The sequence below is a fragment of the Metapseudomonas otitidis genome, from assembly GCF_900111835.1.
Taxonomy (GTDB): Bacteria; Pseudomonadota; Gammaproteobacteria; order Pseudomonadales; family Pseudomonadaceae; genus Metapseudomonas; species Metapseudomonas otitidis.
In genome coordinates, this window is the sequence record NZ_FOJP01000017.1 from 30633 (window position 1) to 54919 (window position 24287).

Annotated in this window: 22 protein-coding genes; 9 read left to right on the forward strand and 13 right to left on the reverse strand. The window is 69.6% G+C overall.

The window, feature by feature from the left end; all coding sequences use genetic code 11:
• The first annotated feature begins 37 nt into the window (after positions 1 to 37).
• Both BM198_RS21515 and BM198_RS21520 read left to right on the forward strand, forming a co-directional pair.
• A complete protein-coding gene (locus BM198_RS21515; RefSeq protein ID WP_044405328.1) occupies positions 38 to 493 on the forward strand; it encodes a glycine zipper domain-containing protein in 456 nt (151 codons plus the stop codon).
• Entirely contained in the window at positions 490 to 1134 is a 645-nt protein-coding gene (locus BM198_RS21520) for a nucleotidyltransferase family protein (protein WP_244165730.1), read from the forward strand. The genes BM198_RS21515 and BM198_RS21520 overlap by 4 nt, the downstream gene beginning before the upstream one ends.
• On the opposite strand, the gene BM198_RS21525 is transcribed toward BM198_RS21520, so the two are convergent.
• The gene (locus tag BM198_RS21525) at positions 1131 to 1670 is read right to left on the reverse strand and encodes a DUF2087 domain-containing protein (RefSeq protein ID WP_044405327.1); all 540 of its coding nucleotides are present in this window, start codon (positions 1668 to 1670) and stop codon (positions 1131 to 1133) included. The genes BM198_RS21520 and BM198_RS21525 overlap by 4 nt on opposite strands.
• A gap of 282 nt (positions 1671 to 1952) precedes the next feature.
• Here BM198_RS21525 and BM198_RS21530 point away from each other — a divergent pair, with 282 nt between their 5' ends.
• Positions 1953 to 2822 carry a substrate-binding periplasmic protein gene (locus BM198_RS21530; protein ID WP_074972278.1) on the forward strand — a complete coding sequence of 290 codons (870 nt, stop codon included), beginning with the start codon at positions 1953 to 1955 and terminating at the stop codon, positions 2820 to 2822.
• A 20-nt stretch (positions 2823 to 2842) separates the two neighbouring features.
• On the opposite strand, the gene sstT is transcribed toward BM198_RS21530, so the two are convergent.
• The 5 genes from sstT to BM198_RS21555 all read right to left on the reverse strand — a co-directional run bounded on the left by sstT (position 2843) and on the right by BM198_RS21555 (position 9070).
• On the reverse strand, positions 2843 to 4090 hold the full coding sequence (gene sstT / locus BM198_RS21535; protein ID WP_074972280.1) for a serine/threonine transporter SstT: 1248 nt from the start codon (positions 4088 to 4090) through the stop codon (positions 2843 to 2845).
• A 304-nt stretch (positions 4091 to 4394) separates the two neighbouring features.
• Entirely contained in the window at positions 4395 to 4832 is a 438-nt protein-coding gene (locus BM198_RS21540; RefSeq protein ID WP_074972282.1) for an acyl-CoA thioesterase, read from the reverse strand.
• 11 nt (positions 4833 to 4843) lie between these two features.
• Positions 4844 to 6007, reverse strand: coding sequence for an iron-containing alcohol dehydrogenase (locus tag BM198_RS21545; protein WP_074972284.1), 1164 nt, complete (start codon positions 6005 to 6007; stop codon positions 4844 to 4846).
• Positions 6008 to 6039: 32 nt separating this feature from the next.
• Positions 6040 to 7830, reverse strand: a complete 1791-nt coding sequence (locus tag BM198_RS21550; protein ID WP_074972286.1) for an acyl-CoA dehydrogenase C-terminal domain-containing protein — start codon at positions 7828 to 7830, stop codon at positions 6040 to 6042.
• Between the two features lies 1 nt (position 7831).
• Entirely contained in the window at positions 7832 to 9070 is a 1239-nt protein-coding gene (locus BM198_RS21555; RefSeq protein ID WP_074972288.1) for a 3-hydroxyacyl-CoA dehydrogenase, read from the reverse strand.
• A 111-nt stretch (positions 9071 to 9181) separates the two neighbouring features.
• On the opposite strand from BM198_RS21555, the gene BM198_RS21560 reads away from it, so the two are divergent.
• Positions 9182 to 10081, forward strand: a complete 900-nt coding sequence (locus BM198_RS21560) for a LysR family transcriptional regulator (protein WP_044405501.1) — start codon at positions 9182 to 9184, stop codon at positions 10079 to 10081.
• Between the two features lie 25 nt (positions 10082 to 10106).
• Here BM198_RS21560 and BM198_RS21565 read toward each other — a convergent pair whose 3' ends face one another.
• Positions 10107 to 10913, reverse strand: a complete 807-nt coding sequence (locus tag BM198_RS21565) for a cyclase family protein (protein ID WP_052807577.1) — start codon at positions 10911 to 10913, stop codon at positions 10107 to 10109.
• Positions 10914 to 10991: 78 nt separating this feature from the next.
• On the opposite strand from BM198_RS21565, the gene BM198_RS21570 reads away from it, so the two are divergent.
• Positions 10992 to 11390: a carboxymuconolactone decarboxylase family protein gene (locus BM198_RS21570; RefSeq protein ID WP_074972290.1), complete on the forward strand. Its 399-nt coding sequence runs from the start codon at positions 10992 to 10994 to the stop codon at positions 11388 to 11390.
• 1 nt (position 11391) lies between these two features.
• On the opposite strand, the gene rmf is transcribed toward BM198_RS21570, so the two are convergent.
• The 4 genes from rmf to BM198_RS21590 all read right to left on the reverse strand — a co-directional run bounded on the left by rmf (position 11392) and on the right by BM198_RS21590 (position 16148).
• Positions 11392 to 11607 carry a ribosome modulation factor gene (gene rmf, locus BM198_RS21575; protein ID WP_044405314.1) on the reverse strand — a complete coding sequence of 72 codons (216 nt, stop codon included), beginning with the start codon at positions 11605 to 11607 and terminating at the stop codon, positions 11392 to 11394.
• A 124-nt stretch (positions 11608 to 11731) separates the two neighbouring features.
• Positions 11732 to 13318, reverse strand: coding sequence for a glutamate--cysteine ligase (gene gshA, locus BM198_RS21580; RefSeq protein ID WP_044405312.1), 1587 nt, complete (start codon positions 13316 to 13318; stop codon positions 11732 to 11734).
• Between the two features lie 123 nt (positions 13319 to 13441).
• The gene (locus BM198_RS21585; RefSeq protein WP_044405311.1) at positions 13442 to 13825 is read right to left on the reverse strand and encodes a PaaI family thioesterase; all 384 of its coding nucleotides are present in this window, start codon (positions 13823 to 13825) and stop codon (positions 13442 to 13444) included.
• 4 nt (positions 13826 to 13829) lie between these two features.
• Positions 13830 to 16148 carry a Tex family protein gene (locus BM198_RS21590; RefSeq protein WP_074972292.1) on the reverse strand — a complete coding sequence of 773 codons (2319 nt, stop codon included), beginning with the start codon at positions 16146 to 16148 and terminating at the stop codon, positions 13830 to 13832.
• 191 nt (positions 16149 to 16339) lie between these two features.
• Here BM198_RS21590 and ompR point away from each other — a divergent pair, with 191 nt between their 5' ends.
• The 3 genes from ompR to BM198_RS21605 all read left to right on the forward strand — a co-directional run bounded on the left by ompR (position 16340) and on the right by BM198_RS21605 (position 22380).
• Complete coding sequence (ompR, locus tag BM198_RS21595) at positions 16340 to 17071, forward strand: osmolarity response regulator transcription factor OmpR (protein WP_044405307.1); 732 nt, start codon at positions 16340 to 16342, stop codon at positions 17069 to 17071.
• A 56-nt stretch (positions 17072 to 17127) separates the two neighbouring features.
• The gene (locus BM198_RS21600) at positions 17128 to 18441 is read left to right on the forward strand and encodes an ATP-binding protein (RefSeq protein WP_044405305.1); all 1314 of its coding nucleotides are present in this window, start codon (positions 17128 to 17130) and stop codon (positions 18439 to 18441) included.
• Between the two features lie 162 nt (positions 18442 to 18603).
• The gene (locus BM198_RS21605; protein ID WP_074972294.1) at positions 18604 to 22380 is read left to right on the forward strand and encodes a bifunctional diguanylate cyclase/phosphodiesterase; all 3777 of its coding nucleotides are present in this window, start codon (positions 18604 to 18606) and stop codon (positions 22378 to 22380) included.
• 18 nt (positions 22381 to 22398) lie between these two features.
• Here BM198_RS21605 and rimK read toward each other — a convergent pair whose 3' ends face one another.
• Entirely contained in the window at positions 22399 to 23304 is a 906-nt protein-coding gene (gene rimK, locus BM198_RS21610; protein WP_044405301.1) for a 30S ribosomal protein S6--L-glutamate ligase, read from the reverse strand.
• The gene (rimB, locus tag BM198_RS21615; RefSeq protein WP_044405299.1) at positions 23301 to 23777 is read right to left on the reverse strand and encodes a retropepsin-like aspartic endopeptidase RimB; all 477 of its coding nucleotides are present in this window, start codon (positions 23775 to 23777) and stop codon (positions 23301 to 23303) included. The genes rimK and rimB overlap by 4 nt, the downstream gene beginning before the upstream one ends.
• Before the next feature lie 113 nt (positions 23778 to 23890).
• Between rimB and BM198_RS21620 the strand changes: the two genes are divergently transcribed.
• Positions 23891 to 24286, forward strand: a complete 396-nt coding sequence (locus tag BM198_RS21620) for an RNA-binding S4 domain-containing protein (RefSeq protein ID WP_074972296.1) — start codon at positions 23891 to 23893, stop codon at positions 24284 to 24286.
• Position 24287 lies beyond the last annotated feature (1 nt).

The following is a 24287-nucleotide window of genomic DNA, read 5'->3' on the forward strand; positions in this document are numbered from 1 at the left end:
CATATCGCCCCACGTTCCCTACAGAGGCGTCACCTCCATGAAGCAATCCTCGGTCCTTCTCCTCTCCCTCTGCCTCGCCAGTGGCGGCGCCTTCGCCGGCGGCACCCTGGAGGCAGGCGTCGGGGGTGCACTGGGCGGGGCACTGGGCTCGGTCGTCGGCCAGTCCATCGGCGGCAACACCGGCTCGGCCATTGGCGCCGGCGTCGGCGGCGCGGCCGGCAGCGTGGTGGGGGCTGACCGCCGCAACCGTACCGAAGCCGCCATCGGCGGCGCCCTGGGCGCTGCCGGCGGCAACGTGCTCGGCCGCCAGGTCGGCGGCGACACCGGCTCGGTGGTGGGGGCCGCAGCAGGCGGTGGTGCCGGCGGCGCGCTGGGCAACTACATGGGCAATGAAAGCCGCCAGGACGAAGGCTGGCGCGACGGCCGCCATCGCGGCGAGCGCCACCACCCCGGCCGTGGCTGGGGCCCGCGCAAGCACAGGCACCACCATTGACCGCGGATGATCGACCGCAACCGCCGGCCCTGACCCGGGCCGGCACCTACCTGCACCTGCAGCGCTGGATACGGGCCGACGCCCAGCGCCTGCTGGCCCTGCGCTGCCTGGCCAGCCTCGGCCTGAAGGACGCCTGGCTGGCTGCCGGATTCGTCCGCAACCTTGCCTGGGACCAGTTGCACGGCTACCGGCATCCCACCCCGCTCAACGACATCGACCTGATCCACTTCGACCCCGACCAGCCCGACGCCGAAGCCGACGCCCGCATCGAGGCGCACCTGCGCCAACAGGCCGGGCACCTGCGCTGGTCAGTGAAGAACCAGGCACGCATGCACCTGCGCAATGGCGACGCCCCCTACCGCGACAGCTGCGACGCCATGGCCCGCTGGCCCGAAGTGGAAACCGCCATCGGCGTGCGCCTGCGCCCCGGCGGCGGCATCGAGATCGCCACGCCCTTCGTCCAGACCGGCCTGCTTGCGTTGCGGTTGACCCCCAACCTGCAGCATCGCCACCCGCACACCTTCGCCGAGCGCGTGCAGGCAAAAGGCTGGCTGCGCCAGTGGCCACGGTTGCAGGTAGAAGACCTGCCAAGGGCCGGCGCATGGCACGCCGACCCCAGGAGCGGCACCCCGTCGCCCTAGCCGGTACGCCGGCCCAGCTGCGCCCGCAGGGCCATCGCCACGGCGTCCGGCCGCTGCTCGACACGGCGGTACTCGCGCCCGTCGGGGGTCCGCACCAGCCAGCCCGCATCCACCAGTTCGCGCCTCAGCAGCACGTGATCGCCCAGGCTCGCGGCAGTGCGGATATGAGCGTCCACCTCGCGCTCGCTCATCCGCGTGCGCGGCGGCAAGGCCATCCAGACCGCCCACAGGCAGGGTCGCCGGTGGCTGTGCTTGCCCGGCCAGCTACGCAGGCGGCCCTGCTCGTCGAAATAGCGCAGCAACCGGCGCACCAGCACATAGTCCACCGCCTCGGCGCGGGCGGGTTCGGCCAGTTGGCGCTCGGCGGCCTGGCTCGCGCGCAGGGCCTGGTAACTGCGAAAACCACGGGCACGGGCCAGCAAGTTGAGCATGTCCACATGGCTGGGCGGCCCCTCGCGCTCGCCAAGCTGGCGGACCAGCGATCGGGCCAGGGCGGAAAGGTCGGGGGTGGAGAAGGGAATGAGCGTCTTGGACACAATGCGTTCCTCGTGTGTGCCAAGTCCTCGCTGGGAGGATGTCGGGGGTCACCGGCTTCCGACGCGGCACAGGACGAGTGTCGGTCGAGGATGAGCCTGAGGCTCGTGGCAGGTTTAGCTGCCCGAATGGGCACCGGTGACGCCTGGGTGAACTGCCGACCGCGGGCGAGCATAGCGCTGGGTGACGAGTGGCTCAACCCCGTTTGGGTGAAACGCCGGGAAGCCTGTAACCTTGCACCCTTATTGTGCTGGTGCCTGTTCGCCGACTGCCGTGGAACCGTCATGGGTCCTGTCCGCCACACCCTGATCCTGCTGTGCTGCCTGTTGCTGCTGCCTGCCCTGCCCGCCCGAGCGGAACGCCTGCTGCGCGTCTGCCAATACCACGGGGCGAACTACGCCTACCGCATCGAGCTGGCCAACCTGATCCTCGCGCGCACCGCCGACCGCTACGGTGCCGCCCGCATCGCCCCCGGGGATGAGCGCCCCGACCCGTCCCAGGACCGCTGCCTGGCGCTGCTGCGCGACGGCCAGGTGGACCTCGCCTACGTACCGCCCAATGCCGAGCGCCTGGGCACCCTGAACATGCTGCCGGTGGACATGCACGCCGGCATGCTCGGCTACCGGGTGCTGATCATCCGCCGCGACCGCCAGGCCGACTTCGCCCAGGTCCAGGACGTGGAAGGCCTGCGCCGGCGCATCGGCGGCTTCGGCAGCCAGTGGAGCGACTTCCCGATCTTCGACCGTAACCACCTGCCGGTGCTGGGCATGGCCAACCCCGGCAACCTGCTGCCGATGCTGGAACAGCGCCGCTTCGACTACTTCCACCGCGCCCTGAGCGAGGCATGGGTGGAGGTGCAGGGGCACCCGGACCTGATGGTCGAACCGCACCTGGCCCTGCGCTACGCCATGCCGGTGTACTTCGCCTTCAACCGGGGTGATGCCGAGCTGGCCCGGCGCTTTGCCGAGGGCTTCGAACAGGTGCGTGAGGACGGCAGCTTCCGCGCGCTGTTCCTGCGCCATTACGGACACCTGGGTGACCTGGCACGGCTCGGCGAGCGGCGGATCATCGAACTGGACAGCGGCCTGCCGGCGACGGATGCCAGCCTCTGGCTGGACCCGCCGACGGCGGACGGGAAAGACGGCACGCCCTGAGGCGAGCGTGCCGGAGGGGATCAGCCGGCGTCGCCGACCTGGGCCGGATCGCGCACGTCACCGTTGGCCATGCAGGCCGCGGCGGTGAACAGCACGTCGGTGGAGGAGTTCAGCGCGGTCTCGGCGGCGTCCTGCAGGATGCCGATGATGAAGCCCACGGCCACCACCTGCATCGCCACTTCGCTGGGGATGCCGAACAGGCTGCACGCCAGCGGGATCAGCAGCAGCGAACCACCGGCCACGCCCGAGGCGCCGCAGGCGCAGACGGAGGCCACCACGCTGAGCAGGATGGCGGTGGGGATGTCCACGGCGATGCCCAGGGTCTTCACCGCCGCCAGGGTCAGCACGGTGATGGTGATGGCCGCGCCGGCCATGTTGATGGTCGCGCCCAGCGGGATCGATACCGAGTAGGTGTCCTCATGCAGGCCGAGCTTCTCCGACAGCTGCAGGTTCACCGGGATGTTGGCCGCCGAGCTGCGGGTGAAGAAGGCGGTGATGCCGCTCTCGCGCAGGCAGGTCAGCACCAGCGGGAAGGGGTTGCGGCGGATCTTCCAGTAGACGATCAGCGGGTTCACCACGAAGGCCACGAACAGCATGCAGCCGATCAGCACTGCCAGCAGGTGGGCGTAGTCCGCCAGCACCTTCAGGCCGTTGGTCGCCAGGGTCGAGGCCACCAGGCCGAAGATGCCCAGCGGAGCGAAGGCGATCACCACGCGGACGATCAGCGACACGCCGTGGGACAGGTCGCTGAAAACCGCGCGGGTGGTCTCGCTGCCCTGGCGGATGGCGATGCCCAGGCCCACGGCCCAGACCAGGATGCCGATGAAGTTGGCCTCCATCAGCGCCTTGACCGGGTTGGCCACCGCGCTGGAGAGCAGGCTCAGCAACACCTCGGAGATGTTCCCGGGCGGGGCCAGCTCGTTGGCGGCGGCGCTCAGGTGCAGGGTCGAGGGGAACAGGCTGGAGGCCAGCACTGCCACCACGGCGGCGGAGAAGGTGCCGATCAGGTAGAGGAACAGGATCGGGCGGATGTGGGTGCGCTCACCGGGCTTGTGGTTGCCGATGGCGGCGATCACCAGGACGAACACCAGCACCGGCGCAACGGCCTTCAGGGCGGTGACGAACAAGGTGCCGAGCAGGCCGACGGCCGCAGCCGCCTCGGGCTTGAGCACCGCCAGGAGAACGCCGGCCACCAGCCCGACGAGGATGCGCGTGACCAGGCTGGTGCCCTTCAGGCGCTGGAGGATGGAGCGGTTGGCTTGGGACATGGCAGGTTCACAGACAGGGGCCGCCGCAGCGACCGTACCAATGGACCCCCCTGCGCTCCCCCGGCCTTCACGGGAAAAAATCCCACGGGCCGCAGGGTCTTGTCGCCCTGCAGTCTGGAAGCGCAGCGGATTTGGCTGCGCATTCTGCGTGCTTGCGGCGCTTTAGGGTAGAGCGACCGGTCGGCGCACCCCGCAGGATGTCGCCATTCCGGCTGTTTAGGGTCGATCTGGTGAAAAACCCGCCGGCAAAGGCAAGAGCCGTAGCCCGGGCTTCAGCCCGGGAAGGGTCCTGCCGGCACCACGATCAGCCCGCCACCACCAGCTCCGCCAGGGCCGCGCGCAGGTGCTCGGGGATCGGCACCGGGCGGTTGCTGGCGCGGTCGACGAAGACGTGGACGAAGCGGCCGGCGGCGCAGGCATCGTCTTCACCGGCCTTGAAGATGGCCAGTTCGTACTGCACCGAGCTGTTGCCCAGCTTGCCGACCCGCAGGCCCACCTCGATGCGCTCGGGGAAGGCGATGGAGGCGAAGTAGTCGCAGGCAGAGCTGACCACGAAGCCGACGACGTCGCCGTCGTGGATGTCCAGCCCGCCCACTTCGATCAGGTAGGTGTTCACCGCCGTGTCGAAGAAGCCGTAGTAGACGACGTTGTTCACGTGGCCATACACGTCGTTGTCGTGCCAGCGGGTGGTGATCGGCTGGAAGTGGCGGTAGTCGCTGCGCAGGTGCTGGGGCTGGTTCATGACGCGTCGTCTCAATAGGCGGCTTGGTAGATCGCCAGCGCATCGCGCTCGCTGACATCGCGCGGATTATTCACCAGCAGGCGCTGTTGCAACATGGCGTCCTTCGCCAGCTGCGCCAGCATCGCCTCGGCCACGCCGGCATCGCGCAGGCGCGTGGGCAGGCCGCTGCGCTCGCTGCAATCGGCCAGCTCGACGATGAGTTGCTCGGTGAGGTGCAGCGCGTTGCCCGGCTGCAGCTTGCGGCCCAGCACCAGCGGCGCCAGTTCGGCATAGAGCGGCGCGGCCACCTCGGCGTTGAAGCCCAGCACGTGGGGCAGCACCAGCGCATTCGAGAGCCCGTGGGGGATGTGGTAGTGCCCGCCCAGGGGATAGGCCAGGGCGTGCACCGCCGCCACCGGGGCATTGGCGAAGGCCTGCCCGGCCAGGCAGGCGCCCAGCAGCATGGCCTGGCGCGCCTCGCGGTTGCGGCCGTTGTGCACCGCCTCGTCGAGGTGGGCGCAGAGCAGGCGCAGGGCCTCGCGGGCGAGCAGGTCGGACAGCGGGTTCTTCTTGTGGCGGCTGGTGTAGGCCTCGATGGCGTGGACCATGGCGTCGATGCCGGTGGCGGCGGTGACGGCAGCGGGCAGGCCGAGGGTGAGGTCGGCGTCCAGCAGCGCCAGGTCGGGCAGCAGCAGCGGCGACACCACGCCCAGCTTGGTGGTCTCGCCGGTAGTGACGATGGCGATGGGGGTGACTTCCGAGCCGGTGCCGGCGGTGGTCGGCACCTGGATCAGCGGCAGGCGCCGGCCCCGGGCGTTGCCGACGCCATAGATGTCCTGGAGCCCCTGCCCGCACGCCGGGTGGGCCAGCAGCGCCACCAGCTTGGCCACGTCCATAGAGCTGCCGCCACCGAAGCCGATCACCAGTTCAGCGCGTAGGGCCTTCGCCTGGTCCACCGCCTGCAGCACCACCGCCTCCGGCGGGTCCGCCTGCACCTGGTCGAACACCTCCACCGCCAGGCCGGCGGCGGCGAAGCCCGGGAGGATCGGGTCGAGCATGCCCAGGCGGGTGATGCCCGGGTCGGTGACGACCAGTACGCGCCGGGCCTCGCGTTCGCGGCACAGCTCGGCGAGGCGGGTGGCGGAGCCGGATTCGCAGAGGATCTGCGCGGTGGTGGCAAAGCTGAAGGGCTGCATGGGGCGTCCTCTTGTTGTTGTGTGGCCCGGGCTCAGAAGGCGAAGTGCGCCTCCGGCAACGCCATCAGGCAGTCGGCGCCGCCGAGCAGCGCCTCGCGGTGGCCGCTGGCCCGTGGCAGCACGCGGCGCAGGTAGAAGCGCGCGCTGTGCAGCTTGGCCTGGTAGAAGTCGGCCTCGCCGGTGCCGCCGGCCAGGGCCTGGCGGGCACGGCCGGCGGCCTGCAGCCAGAGCGCGGCGAGCAGCACGTAGGCGGCGTACTGAAGGTAGTCCACCGAGCAGGCACCGATCTCCTGGGGGTCGTGCCGGGCGCGGTCGAGCACCGTGGCGGTGAGGTCGCGCCATTCGTGCAGGCGCGCCAGCACGGCGCCCGCCGCCTCGGCCAGCTCGGCATCGCCCAGCAGGGCGTCGGCCTGGGCGGTGAGTTCGTCCACCAGTGCGAACAGTTCGGCGCCGCCGTCGCCCATCAGCTTGCGGCGGATCAGGTCGAGGGCCTGGATGCCGTTGGTGCCTTCGTAGATCTGGGTGATGCGGCTGTCGCGCATCAGCTGTTCCATGCCCCATTCGCGGATGTAGCCGTGGCCGCCGTAGACCTGCACGCCGAGGCTGGCGACCTCCTGGCCCATGTCGGTGAGGAAGGCCTTGACGATGGGAATCAGCAGCGCGGCCCGACGACTGGCGGTGCGGCGCACGTCGGCGTCCGGGGCGGCGTGTTCCAGGTCCAGCTGGCGCGCGCAGTAGGCGGCCAGCATGCGGCTGCCTTCGGTGAGGGTCTTCTGGGTCAGCAGCATGCGCCGCACATCGGGGTGCACGATGATCGGGTCGGCCGCCTTGCCCGGCTCGGCCGGGCCGGTCAGCGCGCGGGACTGCAGGCGCTCGCGGGCATAGGCCAGCGCGCCCTGGAAGGCGCGTTCGGCGATGCCCAGGCCCTGCAGGCCAACCTGGAAACGGGCGTCGTTCATCATGGTGAACATGCAGGCCAGGCCCTGGTTGGCCTCGCCCACCAGCCAGCCGGTGGCGCCGTCGAAGTTCATCACGCAGGTGGCGGCGCCCTTGATGCCCATCTTGTGCTCGATGGCCCCGCAGGACAGGGCGTTGCGCGCCCCCGGGGTGCCGTCGGGGTTGGCGATGAACTTGGGCACCAGCAGCAGCGAGATGCCCTTCACCCCGGCGGGGGCATCGGGCAGGCGCGCCAGCACCAGGTGGACGATGTTCTCGGAGAAGTCCTGCTCGCCACCGCTGATGAAGATCTTGCTGCCGCTGACCGCGTAGCTGCCGTCGGCCCGGGGCTCGGCGCGGGTGCGCAGCAGGGCCAGGTCGGTGCCGGCCTGGGGCTCGGTGAGGCACATGGTGCCGGTCCACACGCCGCTGACCATCTTGCCCAGGTAGTCGCGCTTGAGGGCCTCGCTGCCGTGTGTGTGCAACGCCAGCACGGCGCCTTCGGTGAGGCCGGAATAGACGCGGAAGGACAGGCTGGCGGCCATCAGCATCTCGTGGAAGCTGGCGGCCACCAGCTGCGGGAAGCCCTGACCGCCGTGCTCCACCGGGCCGGTCATGCTGGCCCAGCCGTTGTCGCAGTACTGCTGGTAGGCCTCGCGGAAGCCCGTGGGGGTGGTGACGGCGCCGCCTTCGAGGGTCACGCCCTCTTCGTCGCTGGCGCGGTTGAGCGGGGCGATGACTTCGCCGGTGTAGCGCGCGCCTTCTTCCAGCACGCCGTCGATCAGCTCGCGGTCCAGGCCATTGCCCAGCCGTTCGCAGTGGCCGGCGGCGTCGAACAGTTCATGGAGCACGAAGCGCATGTCGCGCAGGGGGGCGGTGTAGCTCATCTCAGGCCTCCAGGCGGTAGTCGGCGAAGCCCCGGCCCTCGGCGGCCAGGCGCTGGATCAGGGCGGCGGGTTGCCAGTGCAGGCCATGGCGGCCGGCGAGGTATTCCAGGCGCTCGCGCAGGGCCTCCAGGCCCTGGCCGTCGGCCCAGCTCATGGGGCCGCCCTTGTCGGCGGGGAAGCCGTAGCCGTTGAGGTAGACGGTGTCGATGTCGGTGCTGGAGGCGGCGATGCCTTCTTCGAGGATCTTCGCGCCTTCGTTGACCAGGGCCAGCAGGCAGCGCTCGAGGATTTCCTCCTGGCCGATGGCCCGGCGCTGGAAGCCGAGCTGCTCGGAGACGGCCAGCACCAGGGCGTCCACTTCCGGGTCATGCTCGGCCTGGCGGCTGCCTTCGGCGTAGCGGTAGTAGCCCATGCGTGACTTCTGGCCGAAGCGGCCAAGGGCGCAGAGGCGGTTGTCCACCTGCACCGCCGGGTCATCCTGGCCCTTGCCGGACAGCTCGCGGGCGCGCCATTCGAGGTCGATGCCGACCACGTCGTACATGCGGAACGGGCCCATGGCGAAGCCGAAGGCCTGCAGGGCGGCGTCCACCTGGTGGGGGAAGGCACCTTCCAGCAGCATCATCCGCGCCTCGCGGACGTAGGTGTGGAGCATGCGGTTGCCGATGAAGCCGTCGCAGTTGCCGGCGACGACGCTGACCTTGCCCATGCGCTTGCCCAGGTCCAGGGCAGCGTCCAGCACCGGCTGGGCGGTCCTGGCGCCGCGCACGATCTCCAGCAGCTTCATGATGTGCGCCGGGCTGAAGAAGTGCAGGCCGAGGACCTGCTCGGGACGGGCGGTGACGGCGGCGATGGCATCGATGTCCAGCGCCGAGGTGTTGCTGGCGAGGATGGCCGAGGGCTTCAGCCGGGCGTCCAGCTCGCGGAAGATCTGCTGCTTGAGGTCGAGGTTCTCGTAGACCGCTTCGATCACCAGGTCCACCTCGGCCAGGTCGGCGTAGCCCTGCACCGGCTGGATGCGCGCGCGGCGGGCGGCGGCCTCGGCTTCGTCGATGCGGCCCTGGCGCACGTTGTGGGCGTAGGTGTCGGCCACCACGCCCAGTCCCTGTTCGAGCATCTGCGGGTTGCTGTCCAGCCAGCGCACGGGAATGCCGGCGCTGGCCAGGCTCATGACGATGCCGCGGCCCATGGTGCCGGCGCCGATCACGGCGGCGTGCTGGATGTCGTAGGGGGTGCGGGTCATTGCCTCGTCCTCTTGTTGTTCTGGGGGTGGGGAGCGTGAAAGCCGTGGAACACAGTAAGGAAGCCGGTACTATTTTTGAAATTTAGTCTTGTGATAGGCCGCATTCCCGTCGTGAATATTTCCAACTTCGACCTGAACCTGCTGCGGGTGCTCGATGCCCTGCTGCGCGAACGCAGCGTGTCACGCGCGGCGGAACGCCTGGCGCTGAGCCAGCCGGCGGTGAGCAATGCCCTGAACCGCCTGCGGGAACTGCTCGGCGACCCGCTGCTGACCCGCGTGGGCCGTGGCATGCAGCCCACGGCACGGGCCCTGGCGCTGGAGATGCCGATCCGCGCGGCGCTGCGCCAGATCGAGCAGAGCCTGGTGACCGGCGAGGGCTTCGACCCGGCGCGCAGCCAGCAGCGCTTCACCATCGCGGTGACCGACTACGTGGAGCTGATCGCCATGCCCCGGCTGCTGCAGCAACTGGCCCTGGAGGCGCCGGGGCTGCGCATCGCCATCCGCCACCTGACCCCGAGCCTGCCGGCCGAGGCGCTGGACCAGGGCGAGCTGGACCTGGTGCTGGGGCGCTTCGAGCGCATTCCGGCGCGCTTCCGGGCACGGCGCTGGATGAGCGAGAGCCTGCGCCTCGTGGCCCGTCGCGATCACCCACAGCTGCAACAGGCGCCGGACCTGGCGACCTTCCTGAGGCTACGCCACCTGTGGGTGCATGGGGGCCAGACCAAAGGCATGGTGGACCAGTGGCTGGGGGAACAGGGCCTGGCGCGGGACATCGTCTACACCACGCCGAACTACCTGCAGGCGGCCCATATCGTGGCCGGCACCGACCTCACGGTGGTGCTGCCGGCGCGGCTGGCGGCGCACTTCGCGCGGTTGCTGCCGCTCGCCGTGCACCCCCTGCCCTTCGCCCTGGGGCCGTTCCACCTGGACCTGGTGAGCCTGGCCCAGCGCGACTCCGACGCGGCGCTGGGCTGGCTGGTGGAGCAGTTGATGGGGGTCGGCCAGGCCTGAGCGGCCGGGCCGGGTGGGGTGCGGGTCAGGGCAGGATGGCGAAGACGCGGGCGGGGAAGCCGGTGCCACGGGCTATCTTCGGGAAGCTGACCACGGCCAGGGCGCCGGCCTCGGGCACCTGGTCGAGGTTGGCGAGCAGCTCGATCTGGTAGTGGTCCTTGCCGAGGATGTAGGACTCCAGGGAGTAGTCGTCCTTGCTGGTGGCGATGCCCGGGTCGGTGTCGGTGGTCTCGTGGCCGGAGGCGGTGATCTTGCGCGTCTCGTAGAGGTACACCAGGGCCTCCTTGCTCCAGCCGGGGTAGTGGGCCACGCCCTGGGCGTCGGCGTTCTGGATCTTCTCCTGGCTCGGCCAGCGCTTGGACCAGTCGCTGCGCAGGGCGACGAAGGCGCCTTCGGGCACCGGGCCGTGCTTGGCCTCCCAGGCCTTCACGTCGGCCAGGGTCAGCACGTAGTCGGGGTTCTTCGCCGCCTGCTGGTGGATGTCCAGCACCACCAGGGGCAGCAACTGCTCCTTCACGTCGATCTGGTCGATGCTGCGCAGGCCCTTGTGGAAGTGCACGGGCGGGTCGACGTGGGTGCCCCATTGACCGACGTGGGTGTAGAGGTCCACCTGGAAGCCGTCCTTGTCGACGGTGTAGAGGGTCTTGCGCTGTGCGTTGTCGAAGCCCTTCCAGTGCGGGACCTGTTCGTCGTAGGGGTGGGTCAGGTCGACCCAGGTCTTGCTCTTCAGCGTGGCGTAGGTGTCCCAGAGCCCGGGTTGGGCGGCCTGGGCCAGCAACGGCAGCAACAGGGGAAGGGTGAGGGCCAGACGGCCCAGACGGTGTTTCGACATGACCATGCTCCTGGGTGGTATGACGGTACGGGCGGCTGCCTATACTGCGTTGCCTAATAACCTAAAAGGAGAAACACCATGTCGTCTAAGCACTTGATCGAATATGCAAATGCCTCGCCTGAAGTCCGTGCGGTCTACGACGACATCATGGCCACCCGCCAGGTGGACCAGGTGAACAACTTCTGGAAGGCCCTCGCCCGTCACCCGCAGACCCTGCGCCGTACCTGGGAAAGCCTGAAGGAGGTGATGGTGGCGAACGGCGAGCTGGACCCGCTGACCAAGGAGCTGATCTACATCGCGGTGAGCGTGACCAACAACTGCGGCTACTGCGTGGGCTCGCACACGGCGGCGGCGCGCAAGGCGGGCATGAGCGAGGCGATGTTCGGCGAGCTGCAGGCGGTGGTGGCGATGGCCAACGAGACCAACCGGCTGGCCATCGGCTACCGGGTGCCGCTGGACGCGGCGTTCGAGGAGTGACTCAGGCGATGCGTGGCGGGCGCTGCAGTTCGTACTGGTCATGGCCGTCGTCCCAGCCGGCCTCCCAGGCCGCTGCGAGGACGTCCGCCGCGTAGGGTTGCGGGTCGATGGGCTGGCCGGTGAGACCGGCCATGTAGCCCTGCTGGTAGGCCTTGTTCAGGTCTTCCAGGCTCCACAGCGGCGGAGCGGGCTCTTGATCGTGATCGGGCGGCGCCATGACGCAGGCTCGCAGAAGGGTTCAGGCACCATGCTAGCCGTCGGCTTTCCGGCATGGACGGCCACTTGTCCCACCTGGAGCCCCAGCTTGTCGGTTTTGTGACGCGGCGCTCGCTCCGTTTGCCTCAGTTGCTCAGCAGCCCGAGGATGCTGGCCTGGTAGGCGGCGACGAAGGTGTCGAAGTCCCCCTCGGGCTCGGCTTCCAGGCGTGCCTGCTCCTCCAGCGACGAGCGGGCCATGGCCTCGAAGCGCTCCACGTCGGCAGCGTCCAGCGGGCGCTCGCGGAACGCGCGGGCATGGGCCTCGCTCTGGCGCAGGGCGAACTGGCTGAAGCTCTCGCCCCGTTCGCGCAGCTCCGCCAGCACCTGGGCCGACGGCGTCAGGGACGGGTCCTCGACCTTGCGACGCTGTTCGGCCAGGGCCTGGGCGTGGGCCTCGCCGCCCTGGGCGCGGTCCAGCAGCGCGGCGGTCTGGGCGATGCGGTCCAGCAGTTCGCCGGCCCACTCCACCAGGCCGATCTCGCCGTCGGGGCGCTGCAGGCGCAGGCCCGGGCGGCGGCCTTCCTTGACCACCCGCTGGAAGTTGTCGGTGCAGGCGCGGCACTCATCGCCGGCCATCGGAGGGCTGTCGGCCAGGGCGCAGTAGAGCAGGAAGGCGTCGAGGAAGCGCGACTCGGTGAGGTCGATGCCCAGCGGCAGGAAGGGGTTGATGTCCAGGCAGCGCACTTCGACGTACTGCACGCCACGGGCCATCAGGGCCTGGATCGGGCGTTCGCCGGTGTAGGTGACGCGCTTGGGGCGGATCGAGGAGTAGTACTCGTTCTCGATCTGGATGACGTTGGTGTTCAGCTGCACCCACTCGCCGTTCTGCTTGGTGCCGATCTCGGCATAGGGCGGGTACGGCGTGGAGACCGCCTGGCGCAGGCTCGACAGGTAGCTGTCGAGGCTGTTGTAGCAGGGCGTCAGACCGGCCTGGGCGTTGTTCTGGTAGCCCAGGTCGCTCATGCGCAGGCTGGTGGCCCAGGGCAGGTAGAGGGTGTCGGCGTCGAGGCGGTCGAGGTCGTGGGGACGGCCGCGCAGGAAGTTCTCGTCCAGCGCCGGGGCGGCGCCGAACAGGTACATCAGCAACCAGCTGTAGCGGCGGAAGTTGCGGATCATGGCGATGTAGCGCGCCGACTGGTAGTCGCGCTCGCTCTGGGTATCGCCCTCGGCCGCCTTGAGCAGCGGCCACAACGCCTCGGGCAGGGAGAAGTTGTAGTGGATGCCGGCGATGCACTGCATGGTCTTGCCGTAGCGCACCGCCAGGCCACGCCGGTAGACGTACTTCAGCCGGCCGATGGGCGAGGTGCCGTAGTGGGCGATGGGAATGGCCTCCTCGCTCGGCAGGCGGCCGGGCATGGAGGCGCTCCACAGGTATTCGCCGTCCAGCTTCTGGTAGGTGAAGCGGTGGATGCGGTCGAGGTCGTCGAGGGTGGCGGCGGGGTCGTGCTCGGTGGGGGTGATGAATTCGAGCAGCGACTCGGAGTAGTCGGTGGTGATCTGCCCGTGGGTCAGGGCCGAGCCCAGGGCCACCGGGTGGTCGGTCAGGGCCAGCTGGCCACGCGGGTCGACGCGCAGGCATTCACGCTCGATGCCGTGCAGGCACTGGGTCAGCAGGGACAGGTTGGCTCGCTCGCCAAGCAGCGCCAGGCGGCGGGAGAGAAGGTCGCTCAATTTGGAATCCTGTGGGTCCCAGTGGACAGTCGCCCCAATATGAGGGTGGACTGATCGGTCTACAAGGGGCGGACATGACTGCGTTGTCGCTTCGTCCAGAATAGAGCGTCGCCGTCCTGGCGCTTACAGCTGGGCGAAGGTGCCTTGTCCCTTGGCGACCAGCTTGTCGCCCTGCAGCACGTCGGCCTCGACCACCAGGGTGCGCGAGCCGGCGTGCAGCACGCGGGCCCGGCAGGTGATCTCGCCGTCGGCCACGGGGCGGATGTAGTTGATCTTGCATTCGATGGTGGCGCTGCGCCGGTCGAAGCCGTGGACGCTGGTGCAGGCCAGGCCCATGGCGATGTCCAGCAGGGTGAAGATCGCCCCGCCGTGCATCACCTGGCCCCGGTTGCGCAGGTGCTCGCCCATGGGCAGGCGGGCCTCGGCGACACCGTCGCCGAGGCTCACCGCTTCGATGCCGAGCAGCCGACTGAAGGCGCTGGCGGTCTGCGGGTCATCGAGTGCCATGGCCTTACTTCTTCTTGATCTGCTTGGCGTTGGCGAACAGCGAGGCCATGGCGTTGTTCGCCGGGGCCGCCTGCTGCTGGCGCGGGGCACCGCGATCAGGGCGCTGGCCGCCCTGCGGACGACCGCCGCCGCGCGGGCCCTCGACCTTCTCGCCAGGGGTGTCGCTCATGCGCATGGACAGGCCGACGCGGTTGCGCGGGATGTCCACCTCCATGACCTTGACCTTGACGATGTCGCCGGCCTTGACCACCTCGTACGGGTCCTTGACGAACTTCTCCGACAGCGCGGAGATGTGCACCAGGCCGTCCTGGTGGACGCCGATGTCGACGAAGGCGCCGAAGTTGGTGACGTTGGTCACCACGCCTTCCAGCACCATGCCGGGCTTGAGGTCCTTGAGGCTCTCGACGCCGTCCTGGAACTCGGCGGTCTTGAACTCGGGGCGCGGGTCGCGGCCGGGCTTGTCCAGTTCCTTGAGGATGTCGGTGACGGTGGGCAGGCCGAAGGTCTCATCGGTGAACTTGGCCGGGTCCAGGCGCTTGAGGAAGCCCGAGTCGCCGATCAGGGTGCGGATGTCGCGGCCGGTGTCGGCGGCGATGCGCTGCACCAGCGGGTAGGTCTCCGGGTGCACGCCCGAGGCGTCCAGCGGGTTGTCGCCGCTCATCACGCGGAGGAAGCCGGCGGCCTGCTCGAAGGTCTTCTCGCCGAGGCGGCTGACCTTCTTCAGTTCGTCGCGGGTCTTGAACGCGCCGTTGGCGTCACGGTAGGTGACGATGTTCTGCGCCAGGGTGCTGTTGAGGCCGGAGATGCGCGCCAGCAGGGCGGCGGAAGCGGTGTTCACGTCCACGCCGACGGCGTTCACGCAGTCCTCGACCACGGCGTCCAGGCTGCGCGCCAGCTGCAGTTGTGACACGTCGTGCTGGTACTGGCCAACGCCGATGGATTTCGGATCGATCTTCACCAGCTCGGCCAGCGGGTCCTGCAGGCGGCGGGCGATGGAGACGGCGCCACGCAGGGACACGTCCAGCTCGGGGAATTCCTTGGCCGCCAGTTCCGAGGCGGAGTACACCGAGGCGCCGGCCTCGCTGACCATGATCTTGGTGAGCTTCAGGCCCGGCAGCTTGCGCACCAGCTCGCCGGCCAGCTTGTCGGTCTCGCGGCTGGCGGTGCCGTTGCCGATGGCGATCAGCTCGACGCCGTGCTTGGCGCAGAGCTTGCCGAGGGTGGCCAGGGTCTCGTCCCACTTGTTGTGGGGCACGTGGGGGTAGACGGTGGCGGTGTCCAGCAGCTTGCCGGTGGCATCCACCACGGCCACCTTGCAGCCGGTGCGCAGGCCCGGGTCCAGGCCCAGGGTGCAGCGCGGGCCGGCCGGGGCGGCCAGCAGCAGGTCATGCAGGTTGCGGGCGAAGACGTTGATCGCCTCGGTCTCGGCGGCTTCGCGCAGCTCGCCCAGCAGGTCGGTCTCCAGGTGGGTGTAGAGCTTGACCTTCCAGGTCCAGCGCACCACCTCGCCCAGCCACTTGTCGGCGGCGCGGCCCTGGTCCTTCACGCCGAAGCGCTCGCCGATCATCACCTCGCAGGGGTGCATGGTGCCCGGCAGCTCCTCGCCCACCTTCAGGGCGATGCTCAGCACGCCCTCGTTGCGCCCGCGGAAGATCGCCAGGGCACGGTGGGACGGCACGCCCTTGAGGGCTTCGTCGTGCTCGAAGTAGTCGCTGAACTTGGCGCCTTCCTGCTCCTTGCCGGCCACCAGGCGGGCGGACAGGGTGGCGTTGTCCTTGAGGTAGCTGCGCAGGCTGGCCAGCAGGGTGGCGTCCTCGGCGAAGCGCTCCATGAGGATGTACTTGGCGCCTTCCAGCACGGCCTTGGTGTCGGCGAAGCCCTTCTCGGCATCGATGAAGCGCGCGGCCTCGGCCTCCGGGGCCAGGCTCGGGTCGGCGAACAGCGCATCGGCCAGCTCGCCCAGGCCGGCTTCCAGGGCGATCTGGCCCTTGGTGCGGCGCTTCTGCTTGTAGGGGAGGTAGAGGTCTTCAAGGCGGGTCTTGGTGTCGGCCAGCTTGATCTCGCGGGCCAGTTCCGGAGTCAGCTTGCCCTGCTCCTCGATGCTGGCGAGGATCGCGCCACGGCGGTCCTCCATCTCGCGCAGGTAGCGCAGGCGCTCTTCCAGGGTGCGCAGCTGGGTGTCGTCCAGGCTGCCGGTGACTTCCTTCCGGTAACGGGCGATGAAGGGCACGGTGGAGCCCTCGTCGAGCAGGGCAACGGCGGCGGCGACTTGCTGCGGGCGTACACCCAGCTCTTCAGCGATACGGTTGTTGATGCTGTCCATTGAGAAAAAACACACCTGTAAGCAACGGAAGAACCGGCCGGCAAGGGCCCGGCCGGGCAAAAGAGCGGCGCATTATAAACACCGGCCCGCGCCGGCCAGGGAACCGTTGGGGGAAAAATCTGCTAACAATGGACGGGCCGCCGCACCGGTGGCCTGAGCGATAATGCCGCGCCGAAGAATCTGGAGTGACCATGAGCAGCATCCCCAACGCCGAGGGTGAAAAGATCCTGATCGTCGACGACGACGCGCGCCTGCGCCGTCTGCTCGAACGCTTCTTCGAGGAACAGGGCTACCGCGTGCGCGCGGTGGAAAACGTCGAGCAGATGGACCGCCTGCTGGCCCGCGAGCTCTTCCACCTGCTGGTGCTGGACCTGATGCTGCCTGGCGAGGACGGCCTCTCCGCCTGCCGCCGCCTGCGCGCCTCGAACAACCAGGTGCCGATCATCATGCTCACCGCCAAGGGCGACGAATCCAGCCGCATCCAGGGCCTGGAGCTGGGCGCCGACGACTACCTGGCCAAGCCCTTCAACCCGCGCGAGCTGCTGGCCCGGGTCAAGGCCGTGCTGCGCCGCCAGGCGCCCCAGGTGCCGGGCGCGCCGTCCAGCGAGGACGAGGTGGTCAGCTTCGGCGAGTACGAGCTGTCCCTGGCCACCCGCGAGCTCAAGCGCGGCGATGACGTGCACATGCTCACCACCGGCGAGTTCGCCGTGCTCAAGGCCCTGGTCCAGCACGCCCGCGAACCGCTGACCCGCGACAAGCTGATGAACCTGGCCCGTGGCCGCGAGTGGGACGCCCTGGAGCGCTCCATCGACGTGCAGATCTCGCGCCTGCGCCGGCTGATCGAACCCGACCCGTCCAAGCCGCGCTACATCCAGACCGTCTGGGGCGTCGGCTACGTCTTCGTGCCGGACGGCAACAAGTGAACCTTCCCGCCGCGCGCCCCCCGCGCGGCACGTCCGCCCCCGGCACCCGCCCGCCCATGAAAGCGCCCTACTGGTTCCCGCAGAGCTTCTTCTCCCGCACCCTCTGGCTGGTGCTCATCGTCGTGCTGTTCTCCAAGGCGCTGACCCTGGTGTACCTGATGATGAACGAGGACGTGCTGGTGGACCGCCAGTACAGCCACGGCGCGGCGCTGACCCTGCGTGCCTACTGGGCCGCCAGCGAGGGCGAGCGCGACCAGCTGGCCCGCGCCGCCGGCCTGGCCCGGGTGAGCCAGGAGGACGTGCCACAGACAGAACAGCACTGGCCCTACAGCGAGATCTTCGAACGGCAGATGCAGACCGAACTGGGCCCGCAGACCGAAGTCCGCCTGCGCGCCAAGAGCCCGCCGGCGCTCTGGGTCCATGCTCCCAGCCTCGGCCCGGACTGGGTGCGCATCCCGCTCTACCCGCACCCGCTGCGCGGCCAGCGCATCTGGAGCGTGCTCGGCTGGTTCCTCGGCATCGGCCTGCTGTCCACCGCCGCCGCCTGGATCTTCGTGCGCCAGCTCAACGCCCCGCTCAAGCGCCTGGTGTTCGCCGCCCGCCACCTCGGCCAGGGCCGCAGCGTGCGCCTGCCGGTGAGCGACACGCCCAGCGAGATGACCGAGGTGTACCGCGCCTTCAACCAGATGGCCGAGGACGTCGAGCAGGCCGCCCGCGAGCGCGAGCTGATGCTGGCCGGCGTCTCCCATGACCTGCGCACGCCGCTGACCCGCCTGCGGCTGTCCCTGGAGCTGATGAGCGCCGACTCGGAGCTGACCGAGGACATGGTCCGCGACATCGAGGACATGGACGCCATCCTCGACCAGTTCCTCGCCTTCATCCGCGATGGCCGCGACGAACGCGTGGAGGAAATGGACCTGGGCGAACTGGTGCGCGAGGTGGTGGCGCCCTACAACCAGCAGGAGGAACAGGTGCGCCTGTGCCTGGAGCCGGTGCCGCCGGTACCGCTGCGCCGGGTGTCGATGAAGCGCCTGCTCGCCAACCTCATCGAGAACGCCCTGCGCTACGGCAACAACGGCGTGGAAGTGGCGGCCTACGTGGCCGGCGACCACGCTGCGCCCTACGTGGTGCTGAGCGTGCTGGACCGCGGCCAGGGCATCGACCCGGCCGAGCTGGGCGACATCTTCAACCCCTTCATCCGCGGCGACCGCGCCCGGGGCGGCAAGGGCACCGGCCTGGGGCTGGCCATCGTGAAGCGCATCGCCGCCCAGCACGGCGGCAGCGTCGAGCTGCGCAACCGCTCCGGCGGCGGCCTGGAAGCCCGCGTCTGCCTGCCCCTGGGGCTGCTGCTGCCGCGCGACGCAGCCTGAGTCCACCCCACCGCAGCCCCGGGTCGCCTGGCCGGCCCGGGGCCCGCCTGCCTTCTGTCGACGCGCCGCAACGGCGCTCATTTCGATAGTGTCACTTTGCCCTGATCCACGTACTCTAGGCGCCCTGAACCCTGCCCAGCCCTGCGTCGACAAGAGGCCCCCATGCCCGACGCCCACGCCCTTGCGCCCCGATGGACCTGGTGGGTGCCCTTGCCCCTGCTGCACCTGGCCACCTGGATGTCGCTGGGCACCCAGATTTCGGGCGGTGTCGCGCTCTGGTACCTGCCATTCGCCCTCGGCCTGGTGCTGACCCTCTGGTGGGGCCCCCGGGTACTGGCCAGCGTCTACCTCAACGCCCTCGCGAGCATCCCGCTGTGGGGGCTGGACTGGCACCTGGCACCGTTTTACGCCCTGCCCGAAACCCTCTCCATCGGCGTCGCCTGGCTGCTGTTGCGCCGGCACCAGGCCGAGGCCGGCCTGCCGGACTTCGCCAGCCTGCTGCGCTTCATGCTGCTGGGCGTGCTGGTGCCGGTGACCCTGGTCAGCCTCGGCGTCCAGGCCAGCCTGCTGGCCACCAGCGTCATCACCCGCCAGGCCTGGCTGCTGGCCAGCCTGCAGATGTGGATGGGCGACAGCCTCACCACCCTGGTGCTGAGCCTGCCGCTGCTGGTCTACGGCACCCCCTGGCTGCGCCGCAACGGCTGGGCGCTCGGCGTCTACGAGCCGCTGCCGGAGGCCATCCGCCGCCTGCCGCCCTGGCCCGTCCTGCTGCTGCCGGCGGTGGCCTTGCCACTGCTGATGGCGGTGATGCCGCTGCCCATGACCCTGCCGGTGATCGGCCTGGCGATCCTCGGCCTGGCCCTCGGCTGGGGCTTCAGCGGCGCACTCTGGGGCGCGGTGGTCACCACCATCAGCGTGCTGGCGCTGCCGGCCCTGCGCGAGCTCGGCGAGGCCAGCCAGTGGCTGGAGACGCGGCGCATCGAGCTGCAGTTCAGCGTGTTGCTGCTGATGGTCTCCGCCCTGCTGGTGGGCCGCAGCCTCAGCGACCTGCGCCTGAACCTGCGGCGCCGCGCCGAGATGCAGCGCGAGCTGGCCATGACCAGCCTGGCCATGGAGGCGACCCCGCTGGGCGTCACCATCGCCGATGCCCGTGACCCCGACTTCCCGCTGATCTACTGCAACAGCGCCTTCGAGCGCATCACCGGCTACCGCCGCGAAGATGCCCTCGGCCGCAACTGCCGCTTCCTCGTCGGGCACGACCGCAACCAGCCCGCCCTGCGGTACCTGCGCGCCGCCATCGAGCAGGGCAAGCCGACCCAGGCGATCCTGCGCAACTACCGCAAGGACGGCAGCCTGTTCTGGAACGAGGTGACCCTGGCGCCGATGCGCGACGGCGAGGGCATCAGCCACTTCGTCGCCCTGCAGCACGACGTCAGCACCCGCGAGCTGCTGGCCGAGGAGCTGGCCATGCGCCGCGAGGAACTGCTGCGCCAGACCCACCTGCTGAGCCAGACCGAAGCCATCGCCGACCTCGGCGGCTGGGTGCTGCAGCTGCCGGCACGCACGCTGTTCTGGAGCGAGGGCACCTTCCGCATCTTCGACCTCGACCCCGCCGACGGCGCCCCCAGCTTCGAACGGGTGCTGGAGTTCTTCGACGCCGCCAGCCGCCAGCAGGCCGAAGCCACCCTGCAGCGGGTGCAGGAGACCGGCACCCCCTTCGACCTGGAGCTGCGCATCACCAGCGCCAAGGGCATTCCGCGCACCCTGCGCTTCAAGGGCCTGGCCGAGAGCGACGGCGACCAGGTGATGCGCATCTACGGTGCGGTGCAGGATCTCACCGAGCAGAAGCGCACCGAACGCCGCCAGCGCGAGCGCGACGAGCACCTGCACCTGTTCTTCGAAGCCCCGCTGATGGGCATGGCCCTGTGCTCGCCGGAACAGGGCTGGCAGGAAGTGAACTTCAAGCTGTGCAGCATCCTCGGGCGCTCCCGCGAGCAGTTGCAGGGCCACGACTGGATGAGCATCACCCACCCGGACGACCGCCCCCAGGAAAGCGAGCTGCTGGTGGAGCTGCGCCAGGGCCTGCGCGACGGCTACGAACTGGACAAGCGCTTCCTGCGCCCGGACGGCAGCGCGGTGGACACCCGCGTCAACGTCCGTGGCGTGCGCGATGCCGAGGGCCGGCTGTACGCCCTGCTGATCCTGGTGGAGGACGTCAGCGCCCGGCGCGAGGCCGAGGACCGCTACCGCGTGCTGGTGGAACACGCCCCCGAGGCGATCCTGGTGTTCGACCTGGAACGCGGCATCACCGATGCAAACGAGAACGCCGCGCGGCTCTACGGCCTGCCCCGCGAGCAGCTGCTCGGGCGCATGCCCGACAGCTTCAGCCCGCCCTACCAGGCCGACGGGCGCAGCTCCCAGGAGGTCGGCCGCGCCCACGCCCGCGCCGCCCTGGCCGGCGAAGCGCCGCTTTTCGAGTGGCTGATGCGCGACTTCGCCGGGCGCGTGCGCCCCTGCGAGGTGCGTCTGGTGCGCCTGCCGGGCCGCGACCGGCAGTTGATCCGCCTGAGCATCACCGACATCTCCGAGCGCCAGCGCTACCAGCGCGAGATCGAGCGCCTGGCCTACAGCGACGAACTCACCGGCCTGCCCAACCGCCGCCTGCTGCTGGACCGCCTGCAGCACGCCATGGCCCGCGAGGTTCGCGACAGCCGCTTCGGTGCGTTGCTGTTCATCGACCTGGACCACTTCAAGACCGTCAACGACAGCCTCGGCCACCCGGTGGGCGACGCCCTGCTGCGGGAGGTCACCGCTCGCCTGGCCGGATGCCTGCGCGCCGAGGACACCTTGGCGCGGCTGGGCGGCGACGAGTTCGTGGTGCTGTTGGAGGCCCTGGCACCGGAGGCCGACGGTGCGGCCGACCACGCCGCCGAGGTGGGCGCCAAGCTGCTGCAGAGCCTGCGCGGCAGCTACCGCGTGGGCGAGCATGAGCTGGCGGTCAGCGCCAGCATCGGCATCGCCCTGCATCCCTTCGACGGCCAGGGCGCCGCCGACGTGCTCAAGCAGGCCGACACCGCCATGTACCGGGCCAAGCAGGGCGGGCGCAATGCGCTGCACTTCTTCGCCCCGGCCATGCAGGCCGCCATCGACCAGCGCCTGCAACTACAGAGCGACCTGCGCCAGGCCCTGGCGCGGGGCCAGCTGTTCCTGGAATTCCAGCCGCAGCTGGAACTGGCCGGCGGCCAGGTGGTGGGCGCCGAGGCGCTGCTGCGCTGGCGCACGCCCAGCCGCGGCGTGGTGTCACCGGCGCAGTTCATCCCCCTGGCGGAAGAGACCGGTCTGATCCTCGAACTGGGCAACTGGGTGCTGGATCAGGCCTGCGCCAACCTCGCCCAGTGGCTGCCGCACCGGCCCGCCCTGGTGCTGGCGATCAACATCAGCCCCCGCGACCTGCGACAGCCGGACTTCGTCGAGCGGGTCCGCGACTGCCTGCAACGTCACGGCGTACCGGCCCATGCGCTGGAGCTGGAGATCACCGAAGGCAGCCTGATGGAGGACGTGGAACGCTGCATCGCCGCCATGCTGGAGCTGAAGCAGCTGGGGGTGCGCTTCGCCATCGACGACTTCGGCACCGGCTACTCCTCGCTGATCTACCTCAAGCGCCTGCCGCTGGACCGGCTGAAGATCGACCGCAGCTTCGTCGAGGGGCTGGAGCAAGAGGGCAGCGACGCGGCACTGGTGGAGACCATTCTCGCCATCGGCCGCAACCTGGGCCTGGAATGCGTGGCCGAAGGCATCGAGGCGGACGCCCAGTACCAGTCCCTGCGCCGTCTGGGCTGTGCCCTGGGCCAGGGCTTTCACATCAGCGAGCCGCTGGACGGGCCGGCCTTCCTGGCCTGGCTGCAGCGCCGCGAGCGCGCCCTGGCCGACTCGGCCTGAGGAACGGCTGGACGGGCCTCAGCCCTTGCCCTTGGTGCGGGTGAGGTTGGGGCCGGCGTGCTTTTCCAGGTGCTCGATGATGATGCCGGCGACGTCCTTGCCGGTGGTGGTCTCGATGCCCTCCAGCCCCGGCGAGGAGTTCACCTCCATCACCAGCGGGCCGTGGTTGGAGCGCAGGATGTCCACCCCGGCCACCGACAGGCCCATGACCTTGGCCGCGCGGATCGCGGTCATGCGCTCCTCGGGGGTGATCTTGATCAGGCTGGCGGTGCCGCCCCGGTGCAGGTTGGAGCGGAACTCGCCGGGCTTGGCCTGGCGCATCATCGCGGCGATCACCTTGTCGCCCACCACGAAGCAGCGGATGTCGGCGCCACCGGCTTCGCGGATGTACTCCTGCACCATGATGTTCTGCTTCAACCCCATGAAGGCCTCGATCACCGATTCGGCAGCCTTCTCCGTCTCGCACAGCACCACGCCGATGCCCTGGGTGCCTTCCAGCACCTTGATCACCAGCGGGGCGCCGTTGACCATGCGGATCAGGTCGGGGATATCGTCCGGCGAGTGGGCGAAGCCGGTCACCGGCAGGCCGATGCCCTTGCGCGAAAGCAGTTGCAGGGAGCGCAGCTTGTCCCGCGAACGGGAGATGGCGACGGACTCGTTGAGCGGGTAGACCCCCATCATCTCGAACTGCCGCAACACGGCGCAGCCGTAGAAGGTGACCGAGGCGCCGATGCGCGGGATCACCGCGTCGAAGCCCTCCAGGGCACGGCCACGGTAGTGGATCTGCGGCTTGTGGCTGGCGATGTTCATGTAGGCCCGCAGGGTGTCGATGACCACCATCTCGTGACCGCGCTGCTGGCCGGCCTCCACCAGACGACGGGTCGAATACAGACGCGGGTTGCGCGACAGCACGGCAATCTTCATTGGGCACCTGGTAGGGAATCGAACGCCGGCAGGGTCGGCTTGTCCTGTACGTAGCTGAGGGCGGGGTTGACCACCAGTTGCCCGTCCACCAGGGCCTTGGAGCCGATGAGCACGCGGTAGCGCATGGCCTTGCGGCAGGCGAGGGTGAACTCGATGGGCCAGGCGCGATCGCCCAGCACCACGGTGGTGCTGATGACGTAGCGGCTCTGGGCCTGGCCGTTGGAACTCTTGATCGTGCGCACCGAGACCAGCCGCGCCTCGCAGCGGTGGCGCCGCTGCACCAGGGTGCCCAGGTGCGCGGTGAAGCGCACCCAGCGCTCGCCATCGCGCTCGAAGGGCACGATGTCGCTGGCGTGCAGGCTGGAGGTGCTCGCCCCGGTGTCGACCTTCGCTCGCAGACCGACCATGCCGAGCTCCGGCAGGGCGATCCATTCACGCAGGCCGACCACGGAGAGGTGATCGAAGGTCTTCACGGCGGGGATTCCGGTAGAGTTGCCGGCATTCTAGATGGGCCGTGTGACAACTGCATCCGCCACCGGCCGACGATGTGCGGGCGCCCGCAGGGTGCCCCGGAGGGAAAGCAACGATGCGCGAGAAAGACGACGACAAGGTGCGCCTGGACAAGTGGCTCTGGGCCGCGCGCTTCTACAAGACCCGCGCCCTGGCCAAGGAGGCCATCGAGGGCGGCAAGGTCCATCACCGGGGCGAGCGCTGCAAGCCGGGCAAGGAGCCACGGATCGGCGACGAGTACGTGATCCGCACCGGCTTCGACGAACGCACCGTGGTGGTTCGTGCCCTGTCGATGGTGCGCCGGGGCGCGCCCGAGGCCCAGGCGCTGTACGAAGAGACGGCGGACAGCATCGCCCGTCGTGAAGAAGCGGCCGCCCTGCGCAAGGCCGGGGCCTTGGGGGTGCAGACCGACGGACGGCCCACCAAGAAGCAGCGCCGGCAGATCCATTCCCTGCGCGGCGCCGCCGAGTAGG